The organism is Streptomyces tailanensis (genome assembly GCF_008386495.1).
GTDB classification, from domain to species: Bacteria; Actinomycetota; Actinomycetes; order Streptomycetales; family Streptomycetaceae; genus Streptomyces; species Streptomyces tailanensis.
The window spans coordinates 40,173-62,946 of the sequence record NZ_VTHJ01000059.1; the positions used below are offsets into that span (position 1 = coordinate 40,173).

Genomic DNA, 22,774 nt, shown 5'->3' on the forward strand with positions numbered 1-22,774 from the left:
GGCGGGGCGAGGCGGGGTGTTGCCCCGGCCGACGCCCGCCCCGCCGTTACGGTGCCCGCATGGTGGCGGGTGTGGTGCTGGCGCTGTCCGCGGCGGTGTGCATGGGTACGGCGACCGTGCTGCAGGCGCTGGGCGCGCGGCGGGCGGCGGCCGCCGAGGGCGCGCGCGGCCGGGGGCGCACGGTGGCGGCGGCTCTGCGCGGCTGGCCCTTCCTCGCCGGGGCGGGCCTGGACACGCTCGGCTTCGCGGCCCAGGTCGTGGCGCTGCGCCAGGTCCCGCTGTTCCTGGTGGAGGCGGCCGTCGCCGCGTCGCTGGCGGTCACGGCGGTGGTCGGCACGGTCGTCCTGGGCATACGGCCACGCCGCGCCGAATGGGCCGCCGTCATCGTCGTCTGCCTCGGCCTGGCCACGCTCGCGGTCTCCGCCGGGCACGACGGATCCGGCGACGGCGATATGTCCATGCGGTCGGGGCTCCTGCTGACATCCGCCCTGGTGGTGGCACTCGGCTGGATGGCGGGCGGCCGGCTGCGACGCGGACGCCCCGTCGTGCTGGGCGCCGCGTCCGGGGTGAGCTTCGGCCTGACCGCGATCGGCGTCCGCCTGATCCCCGACGCGTCCATCCCCACCGTCTTCACCAACCCGGCCGCGTACGCCGTCGTCGTCGCCGGACTCGGCGGCTACCTCCTCCTCGTCCAGGCCCTCCAGTCCGGCTCCGTCACCGCGGCCACGGCGGCGATGGTGATCTGCGAGACCGTCTGGCCGGGCCTGTTCGGGGTGCTGTGGCTGGGCGACACGACCCGGCACGGGTACGGGGCGCTCGCGCTGGTGGGGTTCGTGTGCTGTGTGGCGGGGGCGGTGGGGTTGGCGCGGTTCGGGGAGGCCGAGGAGGCGACGAGGGCCGCCGGGGAGCGGGGCGGGGCGGCAGCGGGGGCGGCGGAGAAGACCGATAGCGGAGAGTCGGGAGAATCCGGCCGGTGACCTGCGGCTGCTTGCGCCAGGCCGACGGCCGCGTGAGAACCAGAGGACCTTGATGAACCGTTCGACTGCCCGTCGCGCCCTGCGTTTCGCCGGTGTCACCGGTGCCGCGCTGGTGGCCACCCTCGCGACCTCTCTCCCCGCTCATGCCATCAACCGGGTGGACTGCGCCAGCGGGAATGACTTCCTCTACTTCGAGGTAGACGGCGTCGATCCCTGCTTCGCCAACGCCGGCACCATCAACGCCGCCATTTACGGCGTCGGCTGGATGGACACCGGCAACAACGAGGTGAGTTTCAAGTACCGCGCGGTCCTGGGCAGCCCATAGTGGGACTCGGGCCGACTCCCCAAGTGGTACGCCTTCGACCTCGGCCTCGCGTCCGGTTCCCCCAGCGGCAAGGTCCACAAGATCGAGCAGATCACCATTTACTGATACATCGCTCTTCTGGGACGCGGGGGCGGGGGGCCGCATCGCCCCGTCGAGTCGGTACTCAAATACTCGACGGGGCGATGGCTGCCAGCTCAGCCGTCAGTTCAGCGCCTTCTCGATGGCCTCGAAGATGTCCGCGTCCGTCTCCTGCTGCCAGGACGGCAGGTCGGGCCAGTCGGCCACGTAGCCGGGCTTCGGGTCCTCGAAGTGCTTGTACATCTGGGCGGTCCAGCAGATGGCGACGAAACGGCTCTTCTGCTCGCGGGACAGCCGGGCCGTGGTGCCGCGGCTGACCTCGACGAACTGTCGGACCTGCTCGTACACGGCCCCTGCCGCCTCACGTTCCCACTGGGGTGTGTCGTCCCAGGGCGTCACGTAACCTGCCTTCGGCTCGCCGGGGAAGTGCTGGTGCACCCCCGCGATCCAGGCTTCCCGGAACAGTCGCGCGCCTTCGGTCTGCGACATGCCAACCCCTCTCGCCTCTGTCGTCACGGCGTCCTCAGCATGGCGATCTCCGCCCCCAGCCCCACCACGCGGCGGTCCCGGCTCAGGGCACCCAACTCGTCGCACAGGGTTCGGAGTCTACGGGCGACGTACCCGGACGAGGACGCGTGGGCCAGGTCCAGCGCTTCACGGGCGTACGCCACCACCTGGTCCGGGTCGCGACGCTTGGCCCCGATCACGGCCAGGTCGACCAGCACCGCGGCCCTTCGGCGATACGAGTGTCCAGAAGCGAGCACGGTCTGGTCCAACGCCCGCTCAAGGGTCTCTTCCGCCAGATCAAGACGGCCGAGCTGTACGTATCGCGCACCGCGCTCCTCGGCCAGCCGTGTGCCGTCGAATCGGAGCCATCCGCCATTCGTGCTGTTGTCGGTGAGGTGCTGAACCTCCTCTGCCCGGGCGAGTGCTTGCTCGCACCTCGTCAGATCTCCCAGACCGGCGTGTGCCTCCGCCTGCACTGATGCGACCCAGTGGCGGGTGGGCAGGGTGCCGTCGCCTAGGACCGCGACGCGTTCCGCCGCGCCCAGGATCTCGGCCGCTTGGCGGTACCTGCGCTCGGCCATTTCCACGTAGGCATGACGTACGAGCGCGCAGGCCCACAGGTCGTGGGCCCCGGCCTCCTTGCTGACGGATGCCGCCAGAGCGTAGGAAGCCGCCGCGTCCGTATACCGGTTGGCGTCGAAGGCGACTTCGCCGGCCAGCTGGAAGAGGTCGGCCGCCGCGTTGAGGAGGGGAAGCGAGGTGCCTCGGCGGCCTTCGGCCAGAGCCTCGTTCAGTGTGTCCAGTTGATCGCGAACGACGGGTTGGACCGACCCCTTGGACCGTGCGAGTTGGTAGACCTGCCACAGGTGGCTGTTCATCCGGGCGAAGTCCGCCGGGTTGCCCTTGTGCACCCCGTCGGCCAGCGCCTCCGCCTCGTCGAACGGTAAGGCGGTCAGCGCGCCGCTCAGCGTGAGGATGCGGAGGAATTCGCGGCGGATCATCTCGTCGGCGTCTCCCACACTCGGGTGGTAACTGGCCTTCTGCCCCGCGGCTCCCTGGTCTGCGGCTTGTGGGAGTGACAGAAGGGCTTCCAGGTCTTGGAGGCTGATTCCGAGGGCATCGGCCAAGCCTGGCCGCTGGTACGGCTGCGGCGCGATCCTGCCGCTCTCCCAGCGTCCGACCGTTGTGCGGTCCACGCCAAGCAACTCGGCCAATTTCTCCTGACTGTAACCCAGGGTCCTGCGCCGTTCCGCCAGTCCCATGACGCCCCCATTCCCGTGACGCAGGCCCCCTCGGCTCTGGTGCACGGATCTGCGTCAAGCCTGCCGCATGGATGCCGTGGAGGTCCCCGACTCGCACCGCTTTCCTGGGTGTTGTCGCAAACGACGTGGCTGCGGAACTACCGAAGGGTGCGGAAATGGCAACGTTCGACGGCGCTCGGAGTCACGGCCCCGGCTTGGCCGCCGACTCGCTCGTCCCCGAGACCGAGGGGCGTGTCCTCATGACGCTCCGGGTGTCGCGGGACTCGGGGCGGACGTGGTCGCCGAGCAGGCGGGTCCTGGAAGGAGACCGGTTCGACATCCTCTCCAACCCAGGCCGCTACCCGCCGTGTGAGTGCTTGCGCTGCGGCGGCACGTCGTTGTCGGCCCGCTCCCTGCGGCCAACGACTGCCGAGGGGCACAGTCTCCCGCCGGAACCCCAGCGGGACTCATCAAGATGAAGAAGGAGTACGTGATGAACGAGAACATCCCCACGAACGCTCCCACCGAGCAGAACAGTGGACTGCTGCTCAGCGTTCGCCGCATCACCGCCGCCCGCTCGCGTGCCGAGGAGGCCTCGGACAACACCGGCGGCAAGTCGGACATGAACGACACCTGATCGACCGAGGAGACCCACGGTGATTGATTCCGCATCGTGGGCGGAGCGTCTGGGCGGGGACACGTTCCTCGCCCAGACGTGCTTCCGTGCCCACAAAGTGATCCGCTCCAACCGCACCACCATCCCCTCGCCGCTGACCTGGGACCACCTCAACGAGATCGTGGCCGCTCACCGGCTCGAACCGCCCCGTATGCGGCTCTCCCGCGCGGGGGAAGCCGTCCCCGTCACGGCGTACTCGATCCTCCGCACCAACCGCCGCGGAGTGTCCTGGTACCAGCCGCAGCCCGACGAGTTCCACGCCAGGCTCGCCGAAGGCGCGTCCCTGGTCATCGACGCGATCGATCAGATCCACCCACCCGTCCGGGAAGCCGCCATCGGCCTCGAACGGTTCTTCCGCACCCCCGTCCAGGTCAACGCGTACGCCTCATGGACCGCCGAGGAAGGCTTCGGCACCCACTGGGACGACCACGACGTCGTAGTACTCCAACTCGAAGGCTCCAAGCGGTGGAAGATCTACGGACCCACACGGCAGGCCCCGGCCTGGCGCGATGTCGAGGCGCCCGAAGCCCCGACAGGGGATCCTCTCGCGGACATCGTCCTGACCCCCGGTGATCTGCTCTATCTGCCGCGTGGTTGGTGGCACGCCGTGAGCGCCGACCAAGGCACCGCCTCACTGCACCTCACTTTTGGACTCGCCACACAGACCGGGGCCGAGTTCCTGGGCTGGCTGTGCGACGGGCTGCGGGTGAGCGCGACCGTCCGTGCCGATGTCCCCCGCTTCGGTACCCCGGAGGAACGGGCGGGCTACCTGGCCGCCGTACGGAAGGAGATGCTGGCCGCCCTGGAGGACCCGAACGTTCTGGACCGCTGGGAGAGGTCACTGGGCACGACGCATCCCGGGCGTCCGCGCCTGTCTCTGCCATACGTCGGCGGCGTTCCGGCAGAGCCGGGGATCACCGTCCAGCTCACCACTTCCCGCGCCCGCATCGACCAGGACGACCAAGCGGTGACGTTTTCCGCTGCCGGGAACGAGTGGACCTTCGCCCTGCCCGTTGCTCCGGTGCTCCGCATCCTGGCCGACGGAACGCCGATCGCCCTCGCGGACCTGACTGCCGAATCCGAACTCACCCTCGATCAGACGGCGGAAGTCATCACCGCGCTGGTCACCGGTCAGGCCGTCGCAGTCGTCGGAGGCTCCAGGTGACCGCTTCCCTCGGACTGGGGACCTACCGAGTGCGCGCCGTCGAGCAGGCGGCTCGCACCGCGTGCGCCGACGGATCGGTGTGGCTCGACACCGCCCCCAACTACGCGGACGCCCACCGGCTACTCGCCGCCGTCATCGCCGACCACCCGCGAGCCAAGGTCGCGACGAAGACCGGCTTCTTCACCAGAGCGGAGGGCGAAGCGGCGGCACAAGTCGGTCTCCTCACTCCGGATGAGGTGACCGTCGGCCACAACCTCCGCCCTGCCTTTGCCCGCTGGCAGACGACCCGTTCCCTGTCCGCACTCGGCCGGGCCGACCTCGTGTTCGTCCACAACCCCGAGCACTCGCACCTCGACCGCGCGGACCTGCAGGGGCTGCTTCGTGAAGTCTTCGTCGTACTGGAGGAGTTCGCCTCAGGGGGCGAGATCGGGGGGTACGGCCTGGCCACCTGGTCGGGATTCCAGCGCGGGACCTTCACCGTTCCCGAACTGCTGAACCTCGCGGCGGAGGCCGCCGGATCAGGTGAACATCACCTGCGGGCCATTCAGCAGCCCGTCAGCCTCGTCATGGCCCGCCCCATCGCACTCGCCCTCGACGGCCGTGGCCCTCTGGTCCAGGCCCGCGCGGCGGGTCTGATCACCTTCGGCTCCGCACCCCTGCACGGTGGCGAACTGCCCAGCCTCGTAACCCCCGAACTCGCCGGATTCATCCGCCCCGGAGCTTCGCCGGCCGCCGCCTGTCTGCTCGCCACGGCATCCTGCCCGAGTCTGGACGTGGTACTGCTGTCCGCGAGCACCGCCCCCCACTGGAACGCCGCCAAGACGACCATTGCCGACCCGCTCGATCCGGGCCACCTCAGGAAGGTCATCGATGTACTCGCCCAAGGATGAGATCACCAGGGCACGTATGGAAGACGCTCTGGCCCATGCCGCCGCGGGCCTGTCCACCACGACGTTCGGGGAAGCGGCGTGGGGCTGGCTGGGCCGCACCATCGGCAGCCGCACGGAAGGGGGTCGCTGGCTCCGCGTCCACTGCGGGGAAGCGTCCAAGACCCCCGCAGACAGGAACGAGGGCATCGCCGTCGCCGAGGAACGGATCTCCGACAGGGTGTCCCGGCCCCGACTGCACAAGCTGTTCCGCTGGGGGGACGGGCCGTACGTCTTCGAGGCCGAGCTGATCGACTACGTCGCCCAACCGGTCGTCTCCCCGACAACCCCCCACCTCACCAAGGACCCGGATCTGCCGGACTCCTGGTGGGCGACCTTGCGCGAGAGCCTGGATGCCCTCAGCACCGCCCAACCACCCCGCGAGACGATCCGGCAGTCCTGGGCGGATCGGGTCTTCCCCGAGTTCCTGGGCATCCCCGCGCCGACCATCATCGAACGCGTCACCGGCCACGCCGATCTCCAGTGGGCCAACCTCACCCACGATCCCCTCGTCATCCTGGACTGGGAACGCTGGGGCGCCGTCCCCGTCGGCTACGACCCGGCCATGCTCTACGTCAACAGCCTCCGAGTCCCCCCTGTCGCCGACCGCATCCGCACCGAGTTCGCCCACATCCTGGACACCCCGGCCGGCCGGATCGGCGAACAGATCGCCCTCGCCGAAATGCTCCAAGCAGTCGGCCGCGGCTGGTACTCGGAGCTGGCCCCGCTCCTACGCCGACGCGCCGAGCAACTGACCGGAGTACGCCCGCCGACCTCGGCACCCACCAAGGCCACAGTCTGACCCCCTTCCTGGGGTGATGTTGGTGGTTCAGCGCGGGTGCGCCGAGCGCTTCCTTCTCGGGCGGGTGGATCGTGCGGATGTCGACGAGCTGCTCGCGGGTCGCCGTCGGGTTGACGTTGGAACTCGGCCCACTGTCCGGTCCCAGCTGATGGTTGACAGTGGCCGTGATCGGCTTTTCTGTGCGCGTCGTTGCGGCGTGTGGCGGGAGGTCGGGATTGGCTCTGGTGGAATTGAGGGACGTCTGGCTAGGACTGATCGGTCCCTCCCTTCTTTGGTCGTGGCGAGAGCTGGCCTCGGCACTCCTCAGGTCGCCTCGCCGAGTTCGGCGTCTCCCATCGGTGTCAGTACGCGGACGTTGGTCTGTTGGTAGATGACCGAGCTGCGGAAGGTGACGACCTCACGGCGGGCGCTCACGCGGTCCATGAGGAAGGCGTGGAGGCGTTCGATGTCGGGGACGGCCACGTGGATGATGAAGTCGTCGTCGCCGGAGACCACGAAGACGGAGACCACCTCGGGCAGCCCGGCGAGATACGTCTCGAACGCCGAGATCACGTCCCGGCTCAGTGGGCGGAGGCGGGCGAAGACCAGGGCCTGGAGGGAGCGGCCGAGCAGCCGGGGCTGTACGGCCGCGTGGTAGCCGGTGATCACTCCGCGTGCCCGTAGCGCCCGTACCCGCTCCAGGCAGGTGGAGGGCGCGAGCCCGACCAGCCGTGCCAACTCCCGGTTGGTCAGCCGTGCATCGCGTTGCAGATGAGCGAGGATCGCCGAATCATTGCCGTCCATGACCGTCATTTTGGCGCCCGCACCGAATTGGGTTCGGCCGGATCCCCAACTGGCCGTATTCCGCACTAGATTCCCCTCTCGCTTGCTTGGCCGGGTAGGGGTGAGCAGCCACGGCCGTACACCGGATGTGAGAAGGGAGTCCTCGGTCCATGACTACCGCTGTCGAGCACTATGACCGGTTTCTCGCCGAGCACTACACCTGGATGCTCGGGGGTGATCCGACCGCGCTGGTCGCGGGGCAGCGGGCGGAGCTGGCGGAGTGGGGTGTGGTGCCGGGGGAGGGGTGGGGAGGCGGGTCGGGCGGGAGCCTGGCGGTGGATCTGGGGTGCGGGCCGGGGTACGGCAGCCTCGCCCTGGCTGAGCTCGGCTTCGACTCCGTGCTCGCCGTCGATCTGAGTCGGCCGCTGCTGGACGAGTTGGCCGCGTACGCCGCCGAGGTACCGGCCGTACGTCCAGTACGGGCCGATGTCCGCACCGCCCTGCGTGAGCTGGTCCGCCCGGGCTCGGCCGACGCGGTCGTCTGTCTCGGCGACACGCTGACCCACCTGCCGACCAGGGGAGACGCGGCCGCGCTGTTCGGCGCCGTCGCCACCGCGCTCGCGCCCGACGGTACGGCCCTCTTCGGCTACCGCGACCTCACGGTCCCCCTCACCGGCACCGATCGCTTCCTCCCGGTCCGCGCCACCGAGGACCGCATCATGACCTGTTTCCTGGAGTACCCGGACGACTACGACGACTACACGGTCGTCGTCCACGACCTGATCCACACCCGCGAGCGCGGCGACCACGGCAACTGGGCCATGACCGCCCACAGTTACCGCAAGCTACGGCTCTCCCACACCTGGGTGCTGGGCCAACTGCGGGCCGCCGGGCTGCATGTCGTACGGGAGGACGCGGGGCCGGGGGGTATGCGGACCGTGGCGGCCAGGAGGGCGCCGTGACGGCGCTGCGGATCGCGGGCCTCGCCGATGCTGTGGGCGTGGCGCGACTGCACGCCGACAGCTGGCGCCGCCACTACCGGGGTGCGTACGCCGACGCCTTCCTGGACGGCGATGTGGTGGCGGACCGCGAGGCGGTGTGGTCGTCGCGCCTCGCCGAGCCGGACGTGGGTGTCACGATCCTTGCCGAGGACGGCGGCGGATTGCTCGGCTTCGTCCACGTCGTCCTCGACGAGGATGCCGTCTGGGGCAGCCTGGTCGACAACCTCCATGTCAGCCACCACCGCCGACGCACCGGAGTCGGCGGCCTGCTCCTGATCCGGGCCGCCGAGGAGGTCGCAGGGCGGGCGGTCAGCGGCAGCTCCCTCTACCTCTGGGTTCTCGAACAGAACAGGGCCGCCCGGAAGTTCTACGAGGCATACGGCGGACTATGCGTCGAGAAGGCGGCGGTGTCCCCGCCCGGCGGTCACCCCGAACGCCTCGACGGCACTCCCGCCAAACTCCGGGTCGCCTGGCACAGGGCGGAATCCGTATCGCCCGCCCCTAAGTGACGGCAACCTTCGGGGCTCTCGGCGGCAACCAGCGGGTGCAGCAAACAGAAGCGAGCGCAACGAGCGTAAGAAACGCAGCACAGCACGTGAAATCCCTTTCTCCACAAGGGAGTTCACCATGCGCACCCGTATCACAGGCAACGTCGCACGTACCGTCGTACGACTACTGGCCGTCTTCACCGCCGTGGCCGCCCTGCTCTTCGCGCCCGGGATGACGACCCCGTCCTCGGCTGAGGCGGCGATCGACTCGGCGCGGTCCGAGGCGGCCGTCGAACGAGCGGTTCAGGCGGCCACCGGGAGGATGGCTCAGGCGGCCCCGGACGGGTCGGCCGCGGCAGACGTCTGGAACCCGCCCGCGAACCTGGTCCAGCCGCTCAACGAGGTCTGGAACCACGTCGAGTCCACGTACGGCGACCTGTACGGCTTCCGGAACTACGGCTGGGACCAGATCATGGCCAACCGGGGCAGCGTCAACTACTGCGTCCGCTGGGAGTTGGACCAGCCGGTCAGCGCGGCCCTGCGCGACCAGATCCACGCGGCGCTGAAGAAGCAGTTCGGCAAGTGGATGGCGGCGATGGTCGACAACGGCCAGGGCACCAATGCCTGGCCGTACACCAACGTCCCCGTCAACATTGTTGGCTGGGCGGTGAAGAACCGCTCCACCCTCCAGTGGACCGACAACTCCGTCGACATCTACACCGACATGCTCGACGGCGCCGGCGCCCCGCAGTGCAACCCCGACTGCGGCCGCTTCTTCCACCAGGACGGCAACTACTCCCGCTGCCCCGGCGGCGCCTCCCGCCACTACGACCAGTCCCTCTGGCTCACCGAGGGCTTCGGCGGCGGCGCCGGCGGAGACTGGGGCCAGCGCATGGGCCGCGCGTACTTCACCGGCGCCCTCGCCCAGGAGAACATCCACATCTACCTCCACGAGGTCGGCCACACCTTCGGCCTCGACGACTTCTACGACTGGACCCCGACCGGCCAGTGCTGCTTCGTGATGAAGGCGGGCAGCGCGGCGCAGATCACCGAGTTCGACAAGTGGATGTTCCGCGACTTCTGGCGCCACGTGAAGTACCGGTACGGCCTCGGATCACGGCCTCGGATCACGGCCTCGGACCACGGCCTCTGATCAGGGCTTCTGATCAGGGCTTCTGATCAGGGCTTCTGATCAGGCCTTCTGATCACAGCCGTGGAGGTCGGTGCCCGCCGGCCCTGGCCAGCGCGTGTTCGGCCTCCATGGCCAGGGTGCCCACCAGATCGGCCGCGGACGGCAGGTCGTCGATGAGGTCGGCGGCCTCGCCGGCCCACAGCGGAAGCGGGGGAATCGCGCCCCGGGACACGGCGTCCTCGTACGCCCGCCGGGCCTCGTGGGGGTCGGCCGCGAGTTCGTGCTCGCGGTCCCGCCACCGGTCGAGGAAGGGATGGCCGAGCGTGCGGGCCGTGTACGCCTCCGGCCAGCTCGAACCGCGGGCGATGTCCAGCACGCGGTTGCGCTCGGTGTCCTCGCCGCGCGCCTCGATGAGGGCCTTGGCGGTCGCGGGGTCGACCAGGGCCTCGGTGGTGGCCTGGAAGCGGGTGCCGAGCAACGCCCCCGCCGCCCCCAGCGCCAGGGCGGCCGCGACGCCGCGCCCGTCGGCGATCCCACCGGCCGCCAACACCGGCACCGGCGCCACCAGATCCACCACCGCCGGCACGAACGGCAGCGTGGAGCGCCCGCGCCGCGCCCCGTGCCCGCCCGCTTCGGTGCCCTGCGCCACGATCACATCGGCGCCCAGGTCCACCGCCCTGCGGGCCTCCTCCAGGTCGGTGACCTGAATGATCAGCGTCGATCCCGCGTCCCGGACCCGCTCCGCGAACGGCCGCGGGTCACCGAACGACAGCATCACCGCCGTCGGACCGCGCTCCAACGCCCACTCCACCGCACCGACATCGATCGCCCACGACAGAAAGCCGACGCCCCACGGCTTTCCGGGTCCCTCGGCGGCCAGTACGGCCAGTTCGCGGGCCAGCCACTTCCGATCCCCGAACGCGCCGCCCAACAGCCCGAGCCCACCACCACGCGAGACCGCCGCCGCCAACGCCCCACCGGCCGACCCGCCCATCGGGGCCGGCGCGATCGGATGCTCCACACCGAACAGCCGCGTGAACGCCGTAGACAAACCCATGCGCCCATCCTCACCCGGCGCCCGACCTGCCCGCAGGAGGACGAACCGGGGCAGGTCCGAAGTCCCGGTTGTCGGCGGGGCCCTTGGCCAATTCCGTTGTTGGACAGGGCCGTTGGCCATAGGGTCCCCGCATGTCCATCCGTGTCCGTATGCGTCAAGCCCTGCCCGAGGCGATGCGCGCCCGCGACAAGGCCGCGGTCAGTGCCCTCCGCTCGACCCTCGCCGCGCTGGACAACGCCGAGGCCGTGCCCGTGGGCGAGGCCGAGCTGCGCGGACTGGCCCTGGAGGCGTCCCCGGTCGGCGCCGGTACGACGGAGGCGGCGCGGCGCGAGCTGACCGAGCGCGCGGTGGTGGACATCGTGCGGGCCGAAGCGGCCGAACGCCTCGAAGCCGCCGCCCGGTTGACGGCTCCAGCGCACGCCGACCGAGTCGCCCGGCTGCACGCGGAGGCCGCCGTACTGCTCCGATTCCTCGACGGCCACGGCACCCCGTAGGGCCGCCGTCCGTGATCGGCCGTCATGACAGATGTCATGGCCCCGCTGTGAACGTGATCGTCCACGCGAACGATGTAGGGCGCACCGGTCGCCCGTGACAATCGCCGTACAGAGCCCAGGAGTTGACCGCCCAGGGTCATCGGGAACGTCACGAGCATCACGAAGCATCACGGATCACGAAGCATCAAGAAGCATTAGGAAACGAGGGAACAGCTGTGCGTATCAAACGCCTTGTCGGAACCGCGTTGGGCACCACACTTCTGCTCGTCACCGCGGCGCCGACGGTGTCGGCCGCGCCCGGAGCCGGGACCACGACTCCGGCGCCCACCGGGCTGGACCGGGCCGAGCTGCGCGGCACGCTCGACGCGATCCACACGGCCGGCATGTACGGCGTGTACTCGTCCGTCCGTGACGACGGCGCCCGCTGGACCGGCGCCTCCGGCCTCGCCGACGTCGACACGGGCCGCAAGGTCACCCCGAACATGCGCCAGCGCATCGGCAGCATCAGCAAGACGTTCACGGCGGTGGCGATACTCCAGCAGGTCGAGCGCGGCCGGATCAGCCTCGACGCCCCGGTGACCGACTACGTCCCGGACCTGTTCCCCGGCGCCGACCGGGAGCGCGGCGACGCCATCACCGTACGCATGCTCCTCAACCACACCAGCCACATCGGCGACTACGTCCTCCCTGCCTTCCCCTCCCTCAACCAGAACTCCACGTCCAGCCTCGACGAACACCGTTTCCGTTCGATCAGCCCCGAGGAACTCGTACGGCTGGGCCTAGGGGCCCCCGCCACCGGCAGCCCCGGCGCGCAGCCGGGCGCGTACTCGAACACCAACTACGTGATCGCCGGCCTCGTCCTGGAGAAGGTCACCGGCCAGAAGGCGTCGACGTACATCACGCGCCACGTCATCGACCGCGCCGGCCTGCGCGACACCAGGTACCCGCACACCCCGCACATCAAGGGCCCGCACCCCAAGATGTACGAGTCGTTCTACGGCCTCATCGACCCGCCCCGCGACTACAGCGTCTACGACATGTCCTGGGCCTACACGGCCGGCGCGATCGTCTCCACGACGAACGACCTGAACCGCTTCTACCGCAAGCTGCTCTCCGGCGACCTGGTCGGCGAGGCCTCCGTGGCCGAGATGCAGCGGACGGTTCCGCTCGCCGTCGCCCCGGGCGCGACCATCGACTACGGCCTCGGCATCTTCGCCCTCGACCTCCCCGGCTGCGGCCGCTTCTGGGGCCACGACGGGGCGGTCTTCGGCGCCGGCACGTTCAGCTTCACCAGCGCGGACGGCGACCGGCAGCTCAGCATGGGCTGGAACCTCATGAAGTACCAGCGCCTCAACGAGGACGGTACGGCCCTGGAGCCCAGCCCCATCGACGCCGCCCTCAACGCCCATATCGTCGAGGCGCTGTGCCCGACGGCGGCCACGGAGCCGTCGAAGTCCCTGACGGCGAAGGGGGACACCGGATCGCGTACGGCCGTCGAACGGATCCTTCCCAACGGTCTGCGCGGCGTTGACCTGTCCACCGGAATTTCCACCGGAAGCATGAAGCCCGCGAACTGACGACGACGGCGGGTGGGTAAGACGCTTCCGTAAAACCGGAAACCGGTGCCGCACCACAGGGAGAGTGTCGTTTGTCCACCTTCGTTGTCTTCGACCTGGAGTTCACGACGTGGCCGGGGGCGTATGAGCAGAACTGGTCGGCCCCCGGCCAACTCCGCGAGATCGTGCAGATCGGCGCCCTGCGCCTGACCGAGGACCACGCTGTCGTCGAGGAGTACGAGACGCTGGTCCGCCCAGTGGTGAACCCACAACTGTCCCCGGCGTTCACGGAGTTGACCGGCATCGACCAGCAGTCGGTGGACCGGTACGGGCTCCCGCCGGCGCAGGCCCTGAGCGACTTCCTCGCCTTCTGCCAGGGCCGGTCGGTCCTCTCCTACGGCAACGACATGGTCGTCGTCGGGGAGAACATCGGCTGGGCCCGCGCCCGCGGCGAGGAGATCAAACACAGCCCCCTCACCCCCGGCTTCCACAACATCCGCCCCTGGCTGAACACCGTCGCCCCCACCACGGCGACCATAAACTCGGGCCGTCTCTGGCAAGCCCTGGGCCTGCCCACCCCCGCCCCCGGCAACGAACACTCGGCCCTCTTCGACTGCCACTCCATCGCCGCCGCCCTGAAACACCTCGCGGGCATGGGGGTGACTCTGCCGAAGGGCCTGCTGTAGCGGGGGAAGCGCGGCTACGGCCTTCTCTGCTTGGGCACGGTCACGCTGTCGGCGGCGTGGCGCGGGCCGTATTTGGACGAGAACTGGCCGACGAGTTCGCGGAAACAGACCAGGGCGGTGATCGGGGGAATTCCGACGATCACCATCGCGAGAAGAGAATGCGGCGACTGGGCGATGCACAGCGCCGCCGCCGTGCCGGAGGCGATCAGCATCACCGCCCAGGACCGGCGGGCGGTGCGGTGTTGTACGGATGCGCGCAGGATGGACAGACCGGCGAGAAGCCACGGCCCGTACACCGTCAGCGGCCACCACTGTGCCAGATCCGCCGTCACCACCAGCAGGGCGATGGCACGCAGTTGTTCGTACGAATAGGAAATGGACCAGGTCAGCATCGTCACCGCACACGCCGCGATCATCACGATCAGAATCGCCACCGGAATGATTCTCGGATTTCCGGCGAGGAGATGAACTCCGGGCCGGGGGCGCCGCCGGTGGACCGGGCGGCGGGGGTGGGCGTAGTCGTCCAGCGGGGGTGGATCGGGATCCACGCCGGGCGCCGCCGTGTGCAGCATCTGGACCAGTTCTTCATCCGGATCCCATCCGCCCGACGGGATCGTCGGATCGGTGACGCGCCAGAGGTTCTGCGTGTCGAGTGGGTCAGGGCAGTCAGGGTATGGGCTTACCGCGTCATAGTTTTTTCTCGCTTGAATCCTGTCCTGAATCCTGTCCATCCTCTGTCCTTCGCGCTCCGCTTCGGGCTCTGTGCTTCCTTCGCTTCCTTCCGAGTCGCGATCATCTAACGAGTGCCGAACGGCGCGAGGAATCGGGCATTTGGGGGAGCGCGCGGGGTGTAGTGATGACTATTGGAACACCCGGATTTGTGCTGGTCAGCCGAACTGGCCCGGCTGGTAGTCGCCGGCGGGGTTCTGGACCATGACGTTCATACGGTTGAAGGCGTTGATGACGGCGATCAGCGACACCATGGCGCTGAGCTGGTCCTCGTCGTAGTGCTTGGCGGCGTTCTCCCAGACCTCGTCCGAGACTCCGCCGGCCGCGTCGGCGATGCGGGTGCCCTGCTCGGTCAGTTCGAGCGCGGCGCGCTCGGCCTCGGTGAAGACCGTGGCCTCGCGCCAGGCCGCGACCATGTGCAGGCGGGTCGAGGTCTCGCCGGCGGCGGCAGCCTCCTTGGTGTGCATGTCGAGGCAGAAACCGCACCCGTTGATCTGGCTGGCACGGATCTTGATCAGTTCCTGCGTCGACAGGGGCAGCGCCGAGTCGGTCACGACCTTGCCCGCCGCGATGAAGTGCTTCAGCAGCCTGCCCGCGGTCGGGTTGGCGAAGAAGTTCAGGCGGGCTTCGGTGGTCATGGTGCTCATGGTGTGCTCCTCTGCCGTGGTCGATGGCTACACACCTACGACGGAACGACTCGGCGCGATGTGACAGAACTGGGCGAGGCTTGGGTGCGACGTGGGTCTCACGCCTCGCCCGCCCGTGCCTCGTCAATCGCTCGACGGCTCACTCGTCCTGGCTGCTCCCGTTCCTGCCGTCCTTGCGGTTCGACCGGCGTACCAGTTCGCCGGCGGTCAGCGTGGCGGTGGAGACGGCGCGTACCCAGCGGGGGCCGCCCCGGGAGGCCCAGACGACGCAGGCGCAGCCGCCGAGGACGAGTACGAGGACGCCGGACAGTATGAGCACGGTCATGCTCACCCCTTCTTCGGGTTCTGATGAGATCGGTGCCCACCGTGCCACCCGGGTGGGGTCAGGCCCCGCTGTCCCCGGCCGCGCAGGAGGCTGACACCCGCGCCGAGGGAGACGACGCCCATGCCTGTGCCGGTTGCGATGCCCTGGGTGCCGTCGACGACGAAGGGGGCCGCGGCGGCGACGACGAGGTTGAACAGGAACAGGAACCACAGGACGGGCTTCGAGCCGAGCAGGGCCTTCATGGGGTCTTCCTTCGGGGGAGTCCGGAGAGTCGCCGGAGAGTCGGGGGAATCGCCGGAGAGTCGGGGGAGTCGCGAGGGCCGGAGTGCGATGCGCAGCCCGGCTGGACCTCGTGACATCAACGATCCCGTCCGGCCGCTCCCGTCACGAGGGAGTGCTCTCCCGGATCGGTGGTGCAGCCGGCTACACCACCGGCCCCGGCCCTATGAGGAGACAGGGCGTGTGAGTGCGGTGAAGGCCTCGTCCAGGAGGGCCAGCAGGTCGAGCTGGCCGTCCGAGGCGGTCCAGTGGTCCAGGGCGATCTGGAGGCAGTTGAGGGCGGCGGCGGCCGCACATCTGCTCGCCGACCGGATCACCGCCGAGCTGAAGACAACGACTCCACCAACCGTTCCTATGGGCTGAGCGGGAGTGAGTCCTGTTGCCAGGATTCATGCTCAGCCGAACGCCCCGAACGGTGTTGGGCGTTCTGGTTGCCCGCGTTCACTCCGCGTCCGGGCGGCACGCATCGTGTGCGTGGTCCGGGGATGCGGGGGCGGGGTCCCTCACGCCCGAGTGCACGCCGGTCGGCCTGGACGGTCCGATGCCCCTGTACATCGCTCTGGTGTGCAGGGGGCGGTGTCGTCCGTCGCCGGATCGGGTGCCCTTGGGTGCGCCGTCCGATCGCCACGGCGGCTGCCTCGTGGCGAGTGGTCTTCCTGTGGTCGTGGGTGAGGGGCTTCTGCCAGTGCTGGGCGCCCCACTTCGAGGTATAGGCCGGGTCGACCGCGATGACGGCGATGCCGGTCTGGTCGGTCATGGAGGTCAGGCGGGCGCGGAGCCGGCCGGTGGGCATGCCGGAGATGAGCTGCCGGAACCGGCGCTTGCGGCCGTGTTTCTCCCGGGTCTTGTCGGCGGTGAAGTCGAGGTCTTCGACGGCGATCGCTTTGACGCCGCAGGCGCGGGCCCAGTGCAGCAGTCGGGTGAGGGCATGGCGCACCTGGGCGTCACGGTGTTCGGCGGTGCCGGACAGGTCGAAGGGGAAGCGGCGCGGCTGGCCGATGGGATTGCCGTGAGTGTCCAGCCGCCAGGCGGCCAGATGGTCGGCGTTCATGTCGACCCCGATCACGCCGTGGGCCAGGGCTGCGGTATGGGGGATGGCCGGGGAGGGCGGGATCTGCCAGGAGGCGGTCAGGTACCAGCGCCCGCGTTCTGTGTCCAGGTGGATGCGGTAGGCGACCGCCCGGTTGGCCTCCACTCGGTCCGCCCATTCCTGCTCCCGGTGCGCGAACCCCACCCTCGCGGCGAGGACGTACCGGCCGTGCGGGGCGTTCGCAACTCCTTGAGCGGGGCGGGGAGTTTGATGCTCACCTCGCCGTCGGGGGTGATGCGGAGGGTCTCATTGCCGTACTGCTTCCCCGACTCGCCGTCGGCCTGGCAGAACCAGCGCTCGGCCTCCCACTGCCGGCGCCACTGACTGGTCCTCGGTGAGCTGCGCGGCGTCGAGGTGGTGCCGGGTGCGGGCCAGGTGCTTGCCGCCGCGTACGACGTGCACGATCCCGGCCTCACGGTCGGCGCGCTCCCGCTCCAGCCGGTCTTCCAGGACGTGCAGACGGCGGGACTTGGCATGCCACTCCCGCTTGCTGCGGTAGCCGCCTGGCTCCCCTTTGCTGCCCTTCTGGCCCACCGGCTGGGACAGCCGGTGCTTGATCGTCCTGATCCCGGCTTCCAGGCCCTGGATGTGGGCGAGCTGGCAGCGGCGCGCCAGGGCCCACTGGTCGTGGCTGGCCTTGGTGATCGCCCCCGCCCACCGCGCGGACGAGAACGGCGTCAGTTCCCGCTTGCGCGCCGCCCACGCCTCACCGTCGTGCACCAGGCCGTTCCGGCAGCGCGTCTTCAGGTCACGGGAGGCCAGCGACCCGAGGTGGGCGCCCACCAGCCGCAGCACCGTCTCGTCTGCGGGTGTGAGCTGCTTCAGCCGGGTACGGACCGCGACACCGGAAGGGCCGGGCGCGACGAACGGCACCGCAAGCTCCCGCAACCCACTCACCTCCCCCGCACCCTCGTACCGCCCCTCGAAAACCCGGTCATCACACCCAACGAACACCACCAGAGAAGGTCACGCATTCGACACGCAAACTTTCATTCCCACCCCGGAAGGGCAGCGTGCGTCCCAGCCGGGATCGCCAGTGCTCACTCGGACGCCAAAACACACTCACACTCAGCCAAACCCCAGCAGTTGCCAACCCCGCCGAGCAGATCGACCGCCTCGACAAGACCCTCACCGCCGCCGGCGTCCGGCACCGGGGCGAGGTGTACGCGGGCGCCCACCACGGCTTCACCCAGGCCGACACCGCCATGCACAGCCCGGAGGCGACGGAACGCCACTGGACGGCCCTGCTGGATCTGCTGGCCCGCAACCTCTGAGCTACCCCAGCCCCCGGAGGAACGCCGCCAGCGTGCGCGTCATCGTGTTGGCGGCGGTCGCGGCGAACAGCGGGTCGAGGTGGTTCATGCCCTCGTCGGTCTCGTACGTCGCGTACGGGACACGGGACCCGGCGGCCACCCGCCGGGTCCCGGCCACGACGGTGCCGTGGGAGTAGCTCGTCTGGAAGGCGTAGAGTGGCACGTCGAGCGCGCCGGCGTGCCACAGGCGCAGGCCCAGGGAGCGGGCCAGCTCGGTGTCGGCGTAGGCGTCGCTGATGTCGAGGTCCACCGACAGGCGGGCCGGCCAGTACCACTCCCACACCCCCGGCACGGGCCCGGCGTACGCCTCGGCGACCCGCCCGAGGGGTGTCATCCCGTCGTCGACCCATCCTCGTACGCCCGCGCTGTCGGCGGTGTCGGCGAGGTGCCCGGAGTGGACACTGATGTCGTTCGGCCAGCCGAAGCCCGCGTCGACGAGGGTGCCGAGGAGCGCGGCGTTCGTGATCGGATACGGCAGCCGCAGCGCGTCGGGCAGCCGGGGCTGGAGCACGGAACGGCCCTCGGGGTCGTGGTGGGCGTACCACCCGGCGAGCTGGTACCAGATCTGCGTGCTCTCCGCGCGGGTGCCGAGCCCGACCCCGCTCAGGGTCAGGTCGAAGACCCGCCCGCCCTCGATCGCCGCGAGCCGCTCCCGCACCTCCTCCGGCGAGTCCTGCGCCGGCGCCCCGGTCCCCTCGAACGCCCCGCGCACCCCGCCGTCGACGACCGCCAGCCCCGCGAGGTCCCGGTACCCGGCCCGCCCGTCGAAGTCCCAGGCGGCGTACGCCAACGCGCTGGTCGCGCCCCAGGAGTGACCGCCGAGCACCACCCGCCGCCGCCCACCGGCCCGCGCGGCCAGTACCACCGCCCGCAGATCCGCCAGGGCGAGCCCGAGCCCCCACCCGCCCACGAACCCGGACGCCGCCGGGTCCTGCGACCGATACCGCCCGTCGAGGTAGTAGCCCAGCGGATCGGCGCCCAGGAACCCGCTCCGGTCGGACAGGTTCTCCTCCCGCCGGTCCACCGCCCACACCTGCACCCCGGGCACGGCCGCCACCAGATCCCGCGCCACCAGCCGGAAGTCGTTGGCCGCCCCGAACATCCCCGGCACCAGCACGAGGACCGTCGCCGCGTCCCGGGGGCCGACCTTGAGAACGTGCACGCGATCACTGGTGACGGGGCCGCCTCCGGCGCCCACGGCGATCGGCACGTACGCCTCACCGGCCCCGTACCCGGTCTTCTGCCCGGCGGCCGCCGACGCGGTCCCGCCGCCAGTACCGGCCAGGGCCAGCCCTCCGGCAAGTCCGCCCAGTACCGCTCTGCGTGACAGTCGGCTCGTCGGTCGATTCGCCCGTCGATTCGTCATCTCGGGTCGTCTCCTTGGGAGTTGGGGGGGCACGACACTGCCCCCAGCTTCTCCCGCTCCCCGTGGGCGTCCGTCACCGGGGGGCTTGGATCACCTCAAACGGGGAGTACTCCCCGCTTAATGGTCCGACGATAACATCGGGGGTGTGGGTGCTGGGGAGCACTCCCCGGTTGTGGTCGGGCGCGGAGGACGAGGATGACCGTCGGCGCAGAACGGGCGACGCCGCCGCCGCGGCGGCGCGACGCGCAGCGGAACCGGGAGCTGCTGGTGGCGGCGGCCCACCAGGTGTTCACCGAGCAGGGCCTCGACGCGCCGCTGGACGTGATCGCCCGCCGGGCCGGGGTCGGGAACGCGACGCTCTACCGGCACTTCCCCACCCGCGCCGCCCTCATCGACGCCGTCTTCCACGACCAGCTCACCGACACGATGGCCGTCGGCGAACGGCTCCGGAGCGCCCCGGACGCCTGGTCCGGGCTGACCGATTACCTCCGGGCCGTCTTCGGCACGCTGGCCGCCGACCGCGGTACCAACGACCTCATGACCACCCATGTGCAGAGCGTCGGTGCCCTCGACGCCGTGCACGCGCACAACCGCCGGACGCTGGAACTCCTGCTGGCGCGCGGCCGCGACGAGGGCACCGTCCGCCCCGATGTCACCACCGAGGACGTCCTGTTCGCCCTCGCCGCCCTCGGCCGCGCCGTCCCGGCCCTGACCGCCGCGACCACCCCCGACGCCTGGCACCGCCCCCTCGCCCTGCTCCTCGACGGCCTCCGGGCCGCGACCCCGCCCGAACCCTCACCCCTCCCCGGACCCGCCCTCACCGCCGCCCAACTGGGTGACGTACTGCGGGAGTTGGGCCCTCATCGCGCACCCAAGGGGCAGGGCTGAGGGCCCGTGTCTCAGGCGTCCTCGTCGAGGGCGATCGCGGCGGCCGGGCAGACCGCCGCCGCCTCCCGGACGGCGGAGTGCCGGTCGGGGGCGGGTCCGGGTTCGAGGAGTACGACGATGCCGTCTTCGCGCTGGTCGAAGACCTCGGGGGCGATCAGCGCGCACTGGCCGGCGCCGCAGCACTTCGCCTCGTCCACGCGGACCTTCATGACGGCTCCCTTCCTCCCTGCCTTCCTTCCTGCTCCCCGGTTTTCACCAGCGCACCGGGACCTCGCGCAGACCGCCGACGAGGAGTCCTTCCACCTTCTTCAACTCCTCGGCGGATACGGCGAGTTCGAGCGTCGGCAGCTTGCGCAGCAGGACCTCCAGGACGACCTGGAGCTCGGTGCGGGCGAGGGCCTGGCCGAGGCAGGAGTGCGGGCCGGCGCCGAAGGTGAGGTGGGGATTCGGGCCGCGGGTGAGGTCCATCTTGTCGGCGCCGTCGAAGACCCGCTCGTCGCGGTTGGCGGCGGACATGCCGCAGAAGACGGTGGTGCCGCTCGGCAGCGCCTCCCCGTCGAGGTCGATGTCCTCGCTCAGATAGCGCCGGATGCCGAAGCCGCCGAGGTTGGCGTCGAAGCGCAGTACCTCCTCGACCGCCGTACGGATCAACGACGGGTCGGCGAGCAGCTGCTCCCAACGGCTGCGGTCGGCCAGCAGCAGCGCGGCCATCTTGCCGATCATGTTGGCGGTGGTCTCGTGGCCGGCGACCAGCAACCCCATGCCGGTGGCCAGCAGTTCGGCGTCGGTCAGCCGCTCCTCCTCCGGCAGCGCCGCGCCCTCCACGATCAGCATGCTGAGCAGGTCCTCGCCCGGGTCGGCCCGCTTGGCCGCGATCAGCTCCGTCATGTACCGGGAGAAGCCGATGAACGCCGCCTTCGTCTCCTCCTGCGAGAAGCGGCTGACGTTGAGGAACGCGTCGGACCAGTGCGAGAAGCGGTCGCGGTCCTCGGCGGGGGCGCCCAGCAGGGCGCAGATGACGTAGACGGGGAGCGGGAAACCGAGGGCGGCCTTGAGGTCGCCGGGCCGGCCGCGCTCGATCATGTCGTCGAGGAGGGCCTCGGCGGTCTTCGTCATGTCGGGGCGCAGGGCGGCCATGCGCTTGGCGGTGAAGTACCGGCCGACCTGGCGCCGCCAGCGCAGATGGGGCTCGCCGTTCTCCGGTATGGCCAGCTCGTACTCGGGGCTCGCGTCGGCCGCGACGCCGCCCGCTCCGTCGGCGGATACCCGCGCGGCGTCGTCCCCGGCCCTGGGGCGGGAGAACCGGGGGTCGGACAGCAGGGCGCGGACGTGGTCGTAGCGGCTCACGAACTTCGCCCGGTCACCGCTCGGGAGCTCGACCGTGGCCACCGGGCACCGCTCGCGCAGTCGCTCCCATTCGGCGGGCGGATACAGGGGGCCGGGGGTGGGTATCGGCAGGCGGACGACGGACTCGCTCATCTCGACATCTCCTTGTGGGGGAGTGGGCGGAGTGGAGATGGAAACGCACGCTACTCACCTGGTGCATCATGCATCAATAGTGCATCATGCACTCTCCATGCATGGCGCAATCTCGACGTAGGGTGAAGATGTTGGTGATGCACAGGACGTCAGGAGGAGACCGGCGTGGATGCCCGAGACGCGGGGGAGCGCATCGAGCGGGAGTTGCTGATCCTGACGCGCAACCGTGATACGTCGACGCCCCGCGGTGTCCGCGGCGGCGGCACCCTGGACCGCAGCGCCTATGTGCTGCTCAGCAGGCTGGAGGCCCAAGGGCCCATGTCCATCCCGGAGTTCGTGGAGGCGTTCGGTTTCGCCGCGTCCACGTTCACCCGGCAGACCTCGGCCCTGCTGCGCGACGGCCTGGTGGAGCGCACCCTCGACCCCGAGGGGGGCGTCGCCCGCAAGTTCCGTATCACCGAGAAGGGGCTCGCGCGCCTCGCCGAGCAGCGCGAGGTGTTCGTCGCCGGCGTCACCGACGTCATCGCCGACTGGCCCGCCGAGCGCCGCCGCCGCTTCATCGCCGACCTGCGCCGGTTCAACACCGACATCGAACGCATCAGCGGACGTTCTTGGCCACGACCGGAGGCGGAGCCGGTGGAGCGGCGTTGACTTGTACTCCCTTCCGAAGGAGGGAGATTCTGGCCGTCCCGCTCGTTGCTGCGCCGCTAGGCGGCACAGGTCTCGGGCGGGATTCCGTGACTTCCTGTTTCATCGCGCTGTGCCAGAACGGGTTCTGGTCTTAT

The 22,774-nt window shown here is 70.1% G+C and carries 26 protein-coding genes and 2 pseudogenes; 15 read left to right on the forward strand and 13 right to left on the reverse strand.

Going from position 1 to position 22,774, the window contains the following annotated elements; translation table 11 throughout:
* Nucleotides 1-59 precede the first annotated feature (59 nt).
* Both F3T56_RS35830 and F3T56_RS35835 read left to right on the forward strand, forming a co-directional pair.
* Nucleotides 60-977, forward strand: coding sequence for a hypothetical protein (locus F3T56_RS35830; RefSeq protein WP_149829525.1), 918 nt, complete (start codon nt 60-62; stop codon nt 975-977).
* 52 nt (nt 978-1,029) lie between these two features.
* Nucleotides 1,030-1,302, forward strand: coding sequence for a beta/gamma crystallin domain-containing protein (locus tag F3T56_RS35835; protein WP_149829526.1), 273 nt, complete (start codon nt 1,030-1,032; stop codon nt 1,300-1,302).
* Nucleotides 1,303-1,503: 201 nt separating this feature from the next.
* Here F3T56_RS35835 and F3T56_RS35840 read toward each other — a convergent pair whose 3' ends face one another.
* The gene (locus F3T56_RS35840; RefSeq protein WP_149829527.1) at nt 1,504-1,869 is read right to left on the reverse strand and encodes a hypothetical protein; all 366 of its coding nucleotides are present in this window, start codon (nt 1,867-1,869) and stop codon (nt 1,504-1,506) included.
* A gap of 23 nt (nt 1,870-1,892) precedes the next feature.
* The gene (locus F3T56_RS35845; protein WP_149829529.1) at nt 1,893-3,149 is read right to left on the reverse strand and encodes a helix-turn-helix transcriptional regulator; all 1,257 of its coding nucleotides are present in this window, start codon (nt 3,147-3,149) and stop codon (nt 1,893-1,895) included.
* A 472-nt stretch (nt 3,150-3,621) separates the two neighbouring features.
* Here F3T56_RS35845 and F3T56_RS46565 point away from each other — a divergent pair, with 472 nt between their 5' ends.
* From F3T56_RS46565 to F3T56_RS35865, 4 genes are read left to right on the forward strand one after another with little or no spacing between them, the layout of a single operon-like run.
* Nucleotides 3,622-3,765 (forward strand): hypothetical protein, encoded by a 144-nt coding sequence (locus F3T56_RS46565; protein ID WP_172639296.1) that lies wholly within the window; start codon nt 3,622-3,624, stop codon nt 3,763-3,765.
* A 19-nt stretch (nt 3,766-3,784) separates the two neighbouring features.
* A complete protein-coding gene (locus F3T56_RS35855; protein ID WP_149829530.1) occupies nt 3,785-4,969 on the forward strand; it encodes a cupin domain-containing protein in 1,185 nt (394 codons plus the stop codon).
* A complete protein-coding gene (locus tag F3T56_RS35860; protein WP_149829531.1) occupies nt 4,966-5,859 on the forward strand; it encodes an aldo/keto reductase in 894 nt (297 codons plus the stop codon). Before F3T56_RS35855 ends, F3T56_RS35860 begins: the two co-directional genes overlap by 4 nt.
* 16 nt (nt 5,860-5,875) lie before the next feature.
* Nucleotides 5,876-6,697 (forward strand): hypothetical protein, encoded by an 822-nt coding sequence (locus tag F3T56_RS35865; RefSeq protein WP_246204240.1) that lies wholly within the window; start codon nt 5,876-5,878, stop codon nt 6,695-6,697.
* Nucleotides 6,698-7,000: 303 nt separating this feature from the next.
* Here F3T56_RS35865 and F3T56_RS35875 read toward each other — a convergent pair whose 3' ends face one another.
* Nucleotides 7,001-7,480 carry an Lrp/AsnC family transcriptional regulator gene (locus F3T56_RS35875; RefSeq protein ID WP_149829533.1) on the reverse strand — a complete coding sequence of 160 codons (480 nt, stop codon included), beginning with the start codon at nt 7,478-7,480 and terminating at the stop codon, nt 7,001-7,003.
* 149 nt (nt 7,481-7,629) lie between these two features.
* Here F3T56_RS35875 and F3T56_RS35880 point away from each other — a divergent pair, with 149 nt between their 5' ends.
* The 3 genes from F3T56_RS35880 to F3T56_RS35890 all read left to right on the forward strand — a co-directional run bounded on the left by F3T56_RS35880 (nt 7,630) and on the right by F3T56_RS35890 (nt 10,101).
* Entirely contained in the window at nt 7,630-8,421 is a 792-nt protein-coding gene (locus tag F3T56_RS35880) for a class I SAM-dependent methyltransferase (protein WP_149829534.1), read from the forward strand.
* A complete protein-coding gene (locus F3T56_RS35885) occupies nt 8,418-8,969 on the forward strand; it encodes a GNAT family N-acetyltransferase (protein ID WP_149829535.1) in 552 nt (183 codons plus the stop codon). The genes F3T56_RS35880 and F3T56_RS35885 overlap by 4 nt, the downstream gene beginning before the upstream one ends.
* 118 nt (nt 8,970-9,087) lie before the next feature.
* Nucleotides 9,088-10,101 carry a hypothetical protein gene (locus F3T56_RS35890; RefSeq protein ID WP_246204241.1) on the forward strand — a complete coding sequence of 338 codons (1,014 nt, stop codon included), beginning with the start codon at nt 9,088-9,090 and terminating at the stop codon, nt 10,099-10,101.
* A 52-nt stretch (nt 10,102-10,153) separates the two neighbouring features.
* Here F3T56_RS35890 and F3T56_RS35895 read toward each other — a convergent pair whose 3' ends face one another.
* A complete protein-coding gene (locus tag F3T56_RS35895; protein ID WP_149829536.1) occupies nt 10,154-11,137 on the reverse strand; it encodes an NAD(P)H-dependent flavin oxidoreductase in 984 nt (327 codons plus the stop codon).
* 173 nt (nt 11,138-11,310) lie between these two features.
* On the opposite strand from F3T56_RS35895, the gene F3T56_RS35900 reads away from it, so the two are divergent.
* From F3T56_RS35900 to F3T56_RS35910, 3 genes are all read left to right on the forward strand, one after another.
* Nucleotides 11,311-11,631 (forward strand): hypothetical protein, encoded by a 321-nt coding sequence (locus F3T56_RS35900; protein WP_246204244.1) that lies wholly within the window; start codon nt 11,311-11,313, stop codon nt 11,629-11,631.
* Between the two features lie 215 nt (nt 11,632-11,846).
* The gene (locus F3T56_RS35905; RefSeq protein ID WP_149829538.1) at nt 11,847-13,208 is read left to right on the forward strand and encodes a serine hydrolase domain-containing protein; all 1,362 of its coding nucleotides are present in this window, start codon (nt 11,847-11,849) and stop codon (nt 13,206-13,208) included.
* 71 nt (nt 13,209-13,279) lie between these two features.
* Nucleotides 13,280-13,873 (forward strand): 3'-5' exonuclease, encoded by a 594-nt coding sequence (locus F3T56_RS35910; protein WP_149829540.1) that lies wholly within the window; start codon nt 13,280-13,282, stop codon nt 13,871-13,873.
* Between the two features lie 14 nt (nt 13,874-13,887).
* Here the strand turns inward: F3T56_RS35910 and F3T56_RS35915 are convergent, their stop codons facing one another.
* The 6 genes and pseudogenes from F3T56_RS35915 to F3T56_RS35940 all read right to left on the reverse strand — a co-directional run bounded on the left by F3T56_RS35915 (nt 13,888) and on the right by F3T56_RS35940 (nt 17,840).
* Nucleotides 13,888-14,604 carry a DUF2637 domain-containing protein gene (locus F3T56_RS35915; RefSeq protein ID WP_149829541.1) on the reverse strand — a complete coding sequence of 239 codons (717 nt, stop codon included), beginning with the start codon at nt 14,602-14,604 and terminating at the stop codon, nt 13,888-13,890.
* Between the two features lie 156 nt (nt 14,605-14,760).
* A complete protein-coding gene (locus F3T56_RS35920; RefSeq protein WP_149829553.1) occupies nt 14,761-15,240 on the reverse strand; it encodes a carboxymuconolactone decarboxylase family protein in 480 nt (159 codons plus the stop codon).
* A gap of 148 nt (nt 15,241-15,388) precedes the next feature.
* Nucleotides 15,389-15,574, reverse strand: coding sequence for a hypothetical protein (locus tag F3T56_RS35925; protein WP_149829542.1), 186 nt, complete (start codon nt 15,572-15,574; stop codon nt 15,389-15,391).
* A gap of 2 nt (nt 15,575-15,576) precedes the next feature.
* Nucleotides 15,577-15,816 carry a hypothetical protein gene (locus F3T56_RS35930; protein WP_149829543.1) on the reverse strand — a complete coding sequence of 80 codons (240 nt, stop codon included), beginning with the start codon at nt 15,814-15,816 and terminating at the stop codon, nt 15,577-15,579.
* Nucleotides 15,817-16,017: 201 nt separating this feature from the next.
* On the reverse strand, nt 16,018-16,170 hold the full coding sequence (locus tag F3T56_RS35935; RefSeq protein WP_246204242.1) for a hypothetical protein: 153 nt from the start codon (nt 16,168-16,170) through the stop codon (nt 16,018-16,020).
* Between the two features lie 35 nt (nt 16,171-16,205).
* Nucleotides 16,206-17,840: pseudogene (locus F3T56_RS35940) on the reverse strand (nuclease/transposase family protein).
* Nucleotides 17,841-18,037: 197 nt separating this feature from the next.
* Between F3T56_RS35940 and F3T56_RS35945 the strand changes: the two are divergent.
* Nucleotides 18,038-18,217 (forward strand): annotated as a pseudogene (locus F3T56_RS35945) (dienelactone hydrolase family protein); the annotation flags it as partial.
* Nucleotide 18,218: 1 nt separating this feature from the next.
* Here F3T56_RS35945 and F3T56_RS35950 read toward each other — a convergent pair.
* The gene (locus tag F3T56_RS35950) at nt 18,219-19,622 is read right to left on the reverse strand and encodes an alpha/beta hydrolase (RefSeq protein WP_246204243.1); all 1,404 of its coding nucleotides are present in this window, start codon (nt 19,620-19,622) and stop codon (nt 18,219-18,221) included.
* 195 nt (nt 19,623-19,817) lie between these two features.
* Between F3T56_RS35950 and F3T56_RS35955 the strand changes: the two genes are divergently transcribed.
* Nucleotides 19,818-20,510: a TetR/AcrR family transcriptional regulator gene (locus F3T56_RS35955; RefSeq protein WP_149829545.1), complete on the forward strand. Its 693-nt coding sequence runs from the start codon at nt 19,818-19,820 to the stop codon at nt 20,508-20,510.
* A gap of 11 nt (nt 20,511-20,521) precedes the next feature.
* On the opposite strand, the gene F3T56_RS35960 is transcribed toward F3T56_RS35955, so the two are convergent.
* Together F3T56_RS35960 and F3T56_RS35965 are read right to left on the reverse strand one after the other, a co-directional pair.
* Nucleotides 20,522-20,719, reverse strand: a complete 198-nt coding sequence (locus tag F3T56_RS35960) for a ferredoxin (RefSeq protein WP_149829546.1) — start codon at nt 20,717-20,719, stop codon at nt 20,522-20,524.
* A 43-nt stretch (nt 20,720-20,762) separates the two neighbouring features.
* Nucleotides 20,763-21,989 (reverse strand): cytochrome P450, encoded by a 1,227-nt coding sequence (locus F3T56_RS35965; protein WP_149829547.1) that lies wholly within the window; start codon nt 21,987-21,989, stop codon nt 20,763-20,765.
* A gap of 165 nt (nt 21,990-22,154) precedes the next feature.
* Between F3T56_RS35965 and F3T56_RS35970 the strand changes: the two genes are divergently transcribed.
* Entirely contained in the window at nt 22,155-22,640 is a 486-nt protein-coding gene (locus F3T56_RS35970; protein WP_149829548.1) for a MarR family winged helix-turn-helix transcriptional regulator, read from the forward strand.
* The last annotated feature ends 134 nt before the right edge of the window (nt 22,641-22,774 follow it).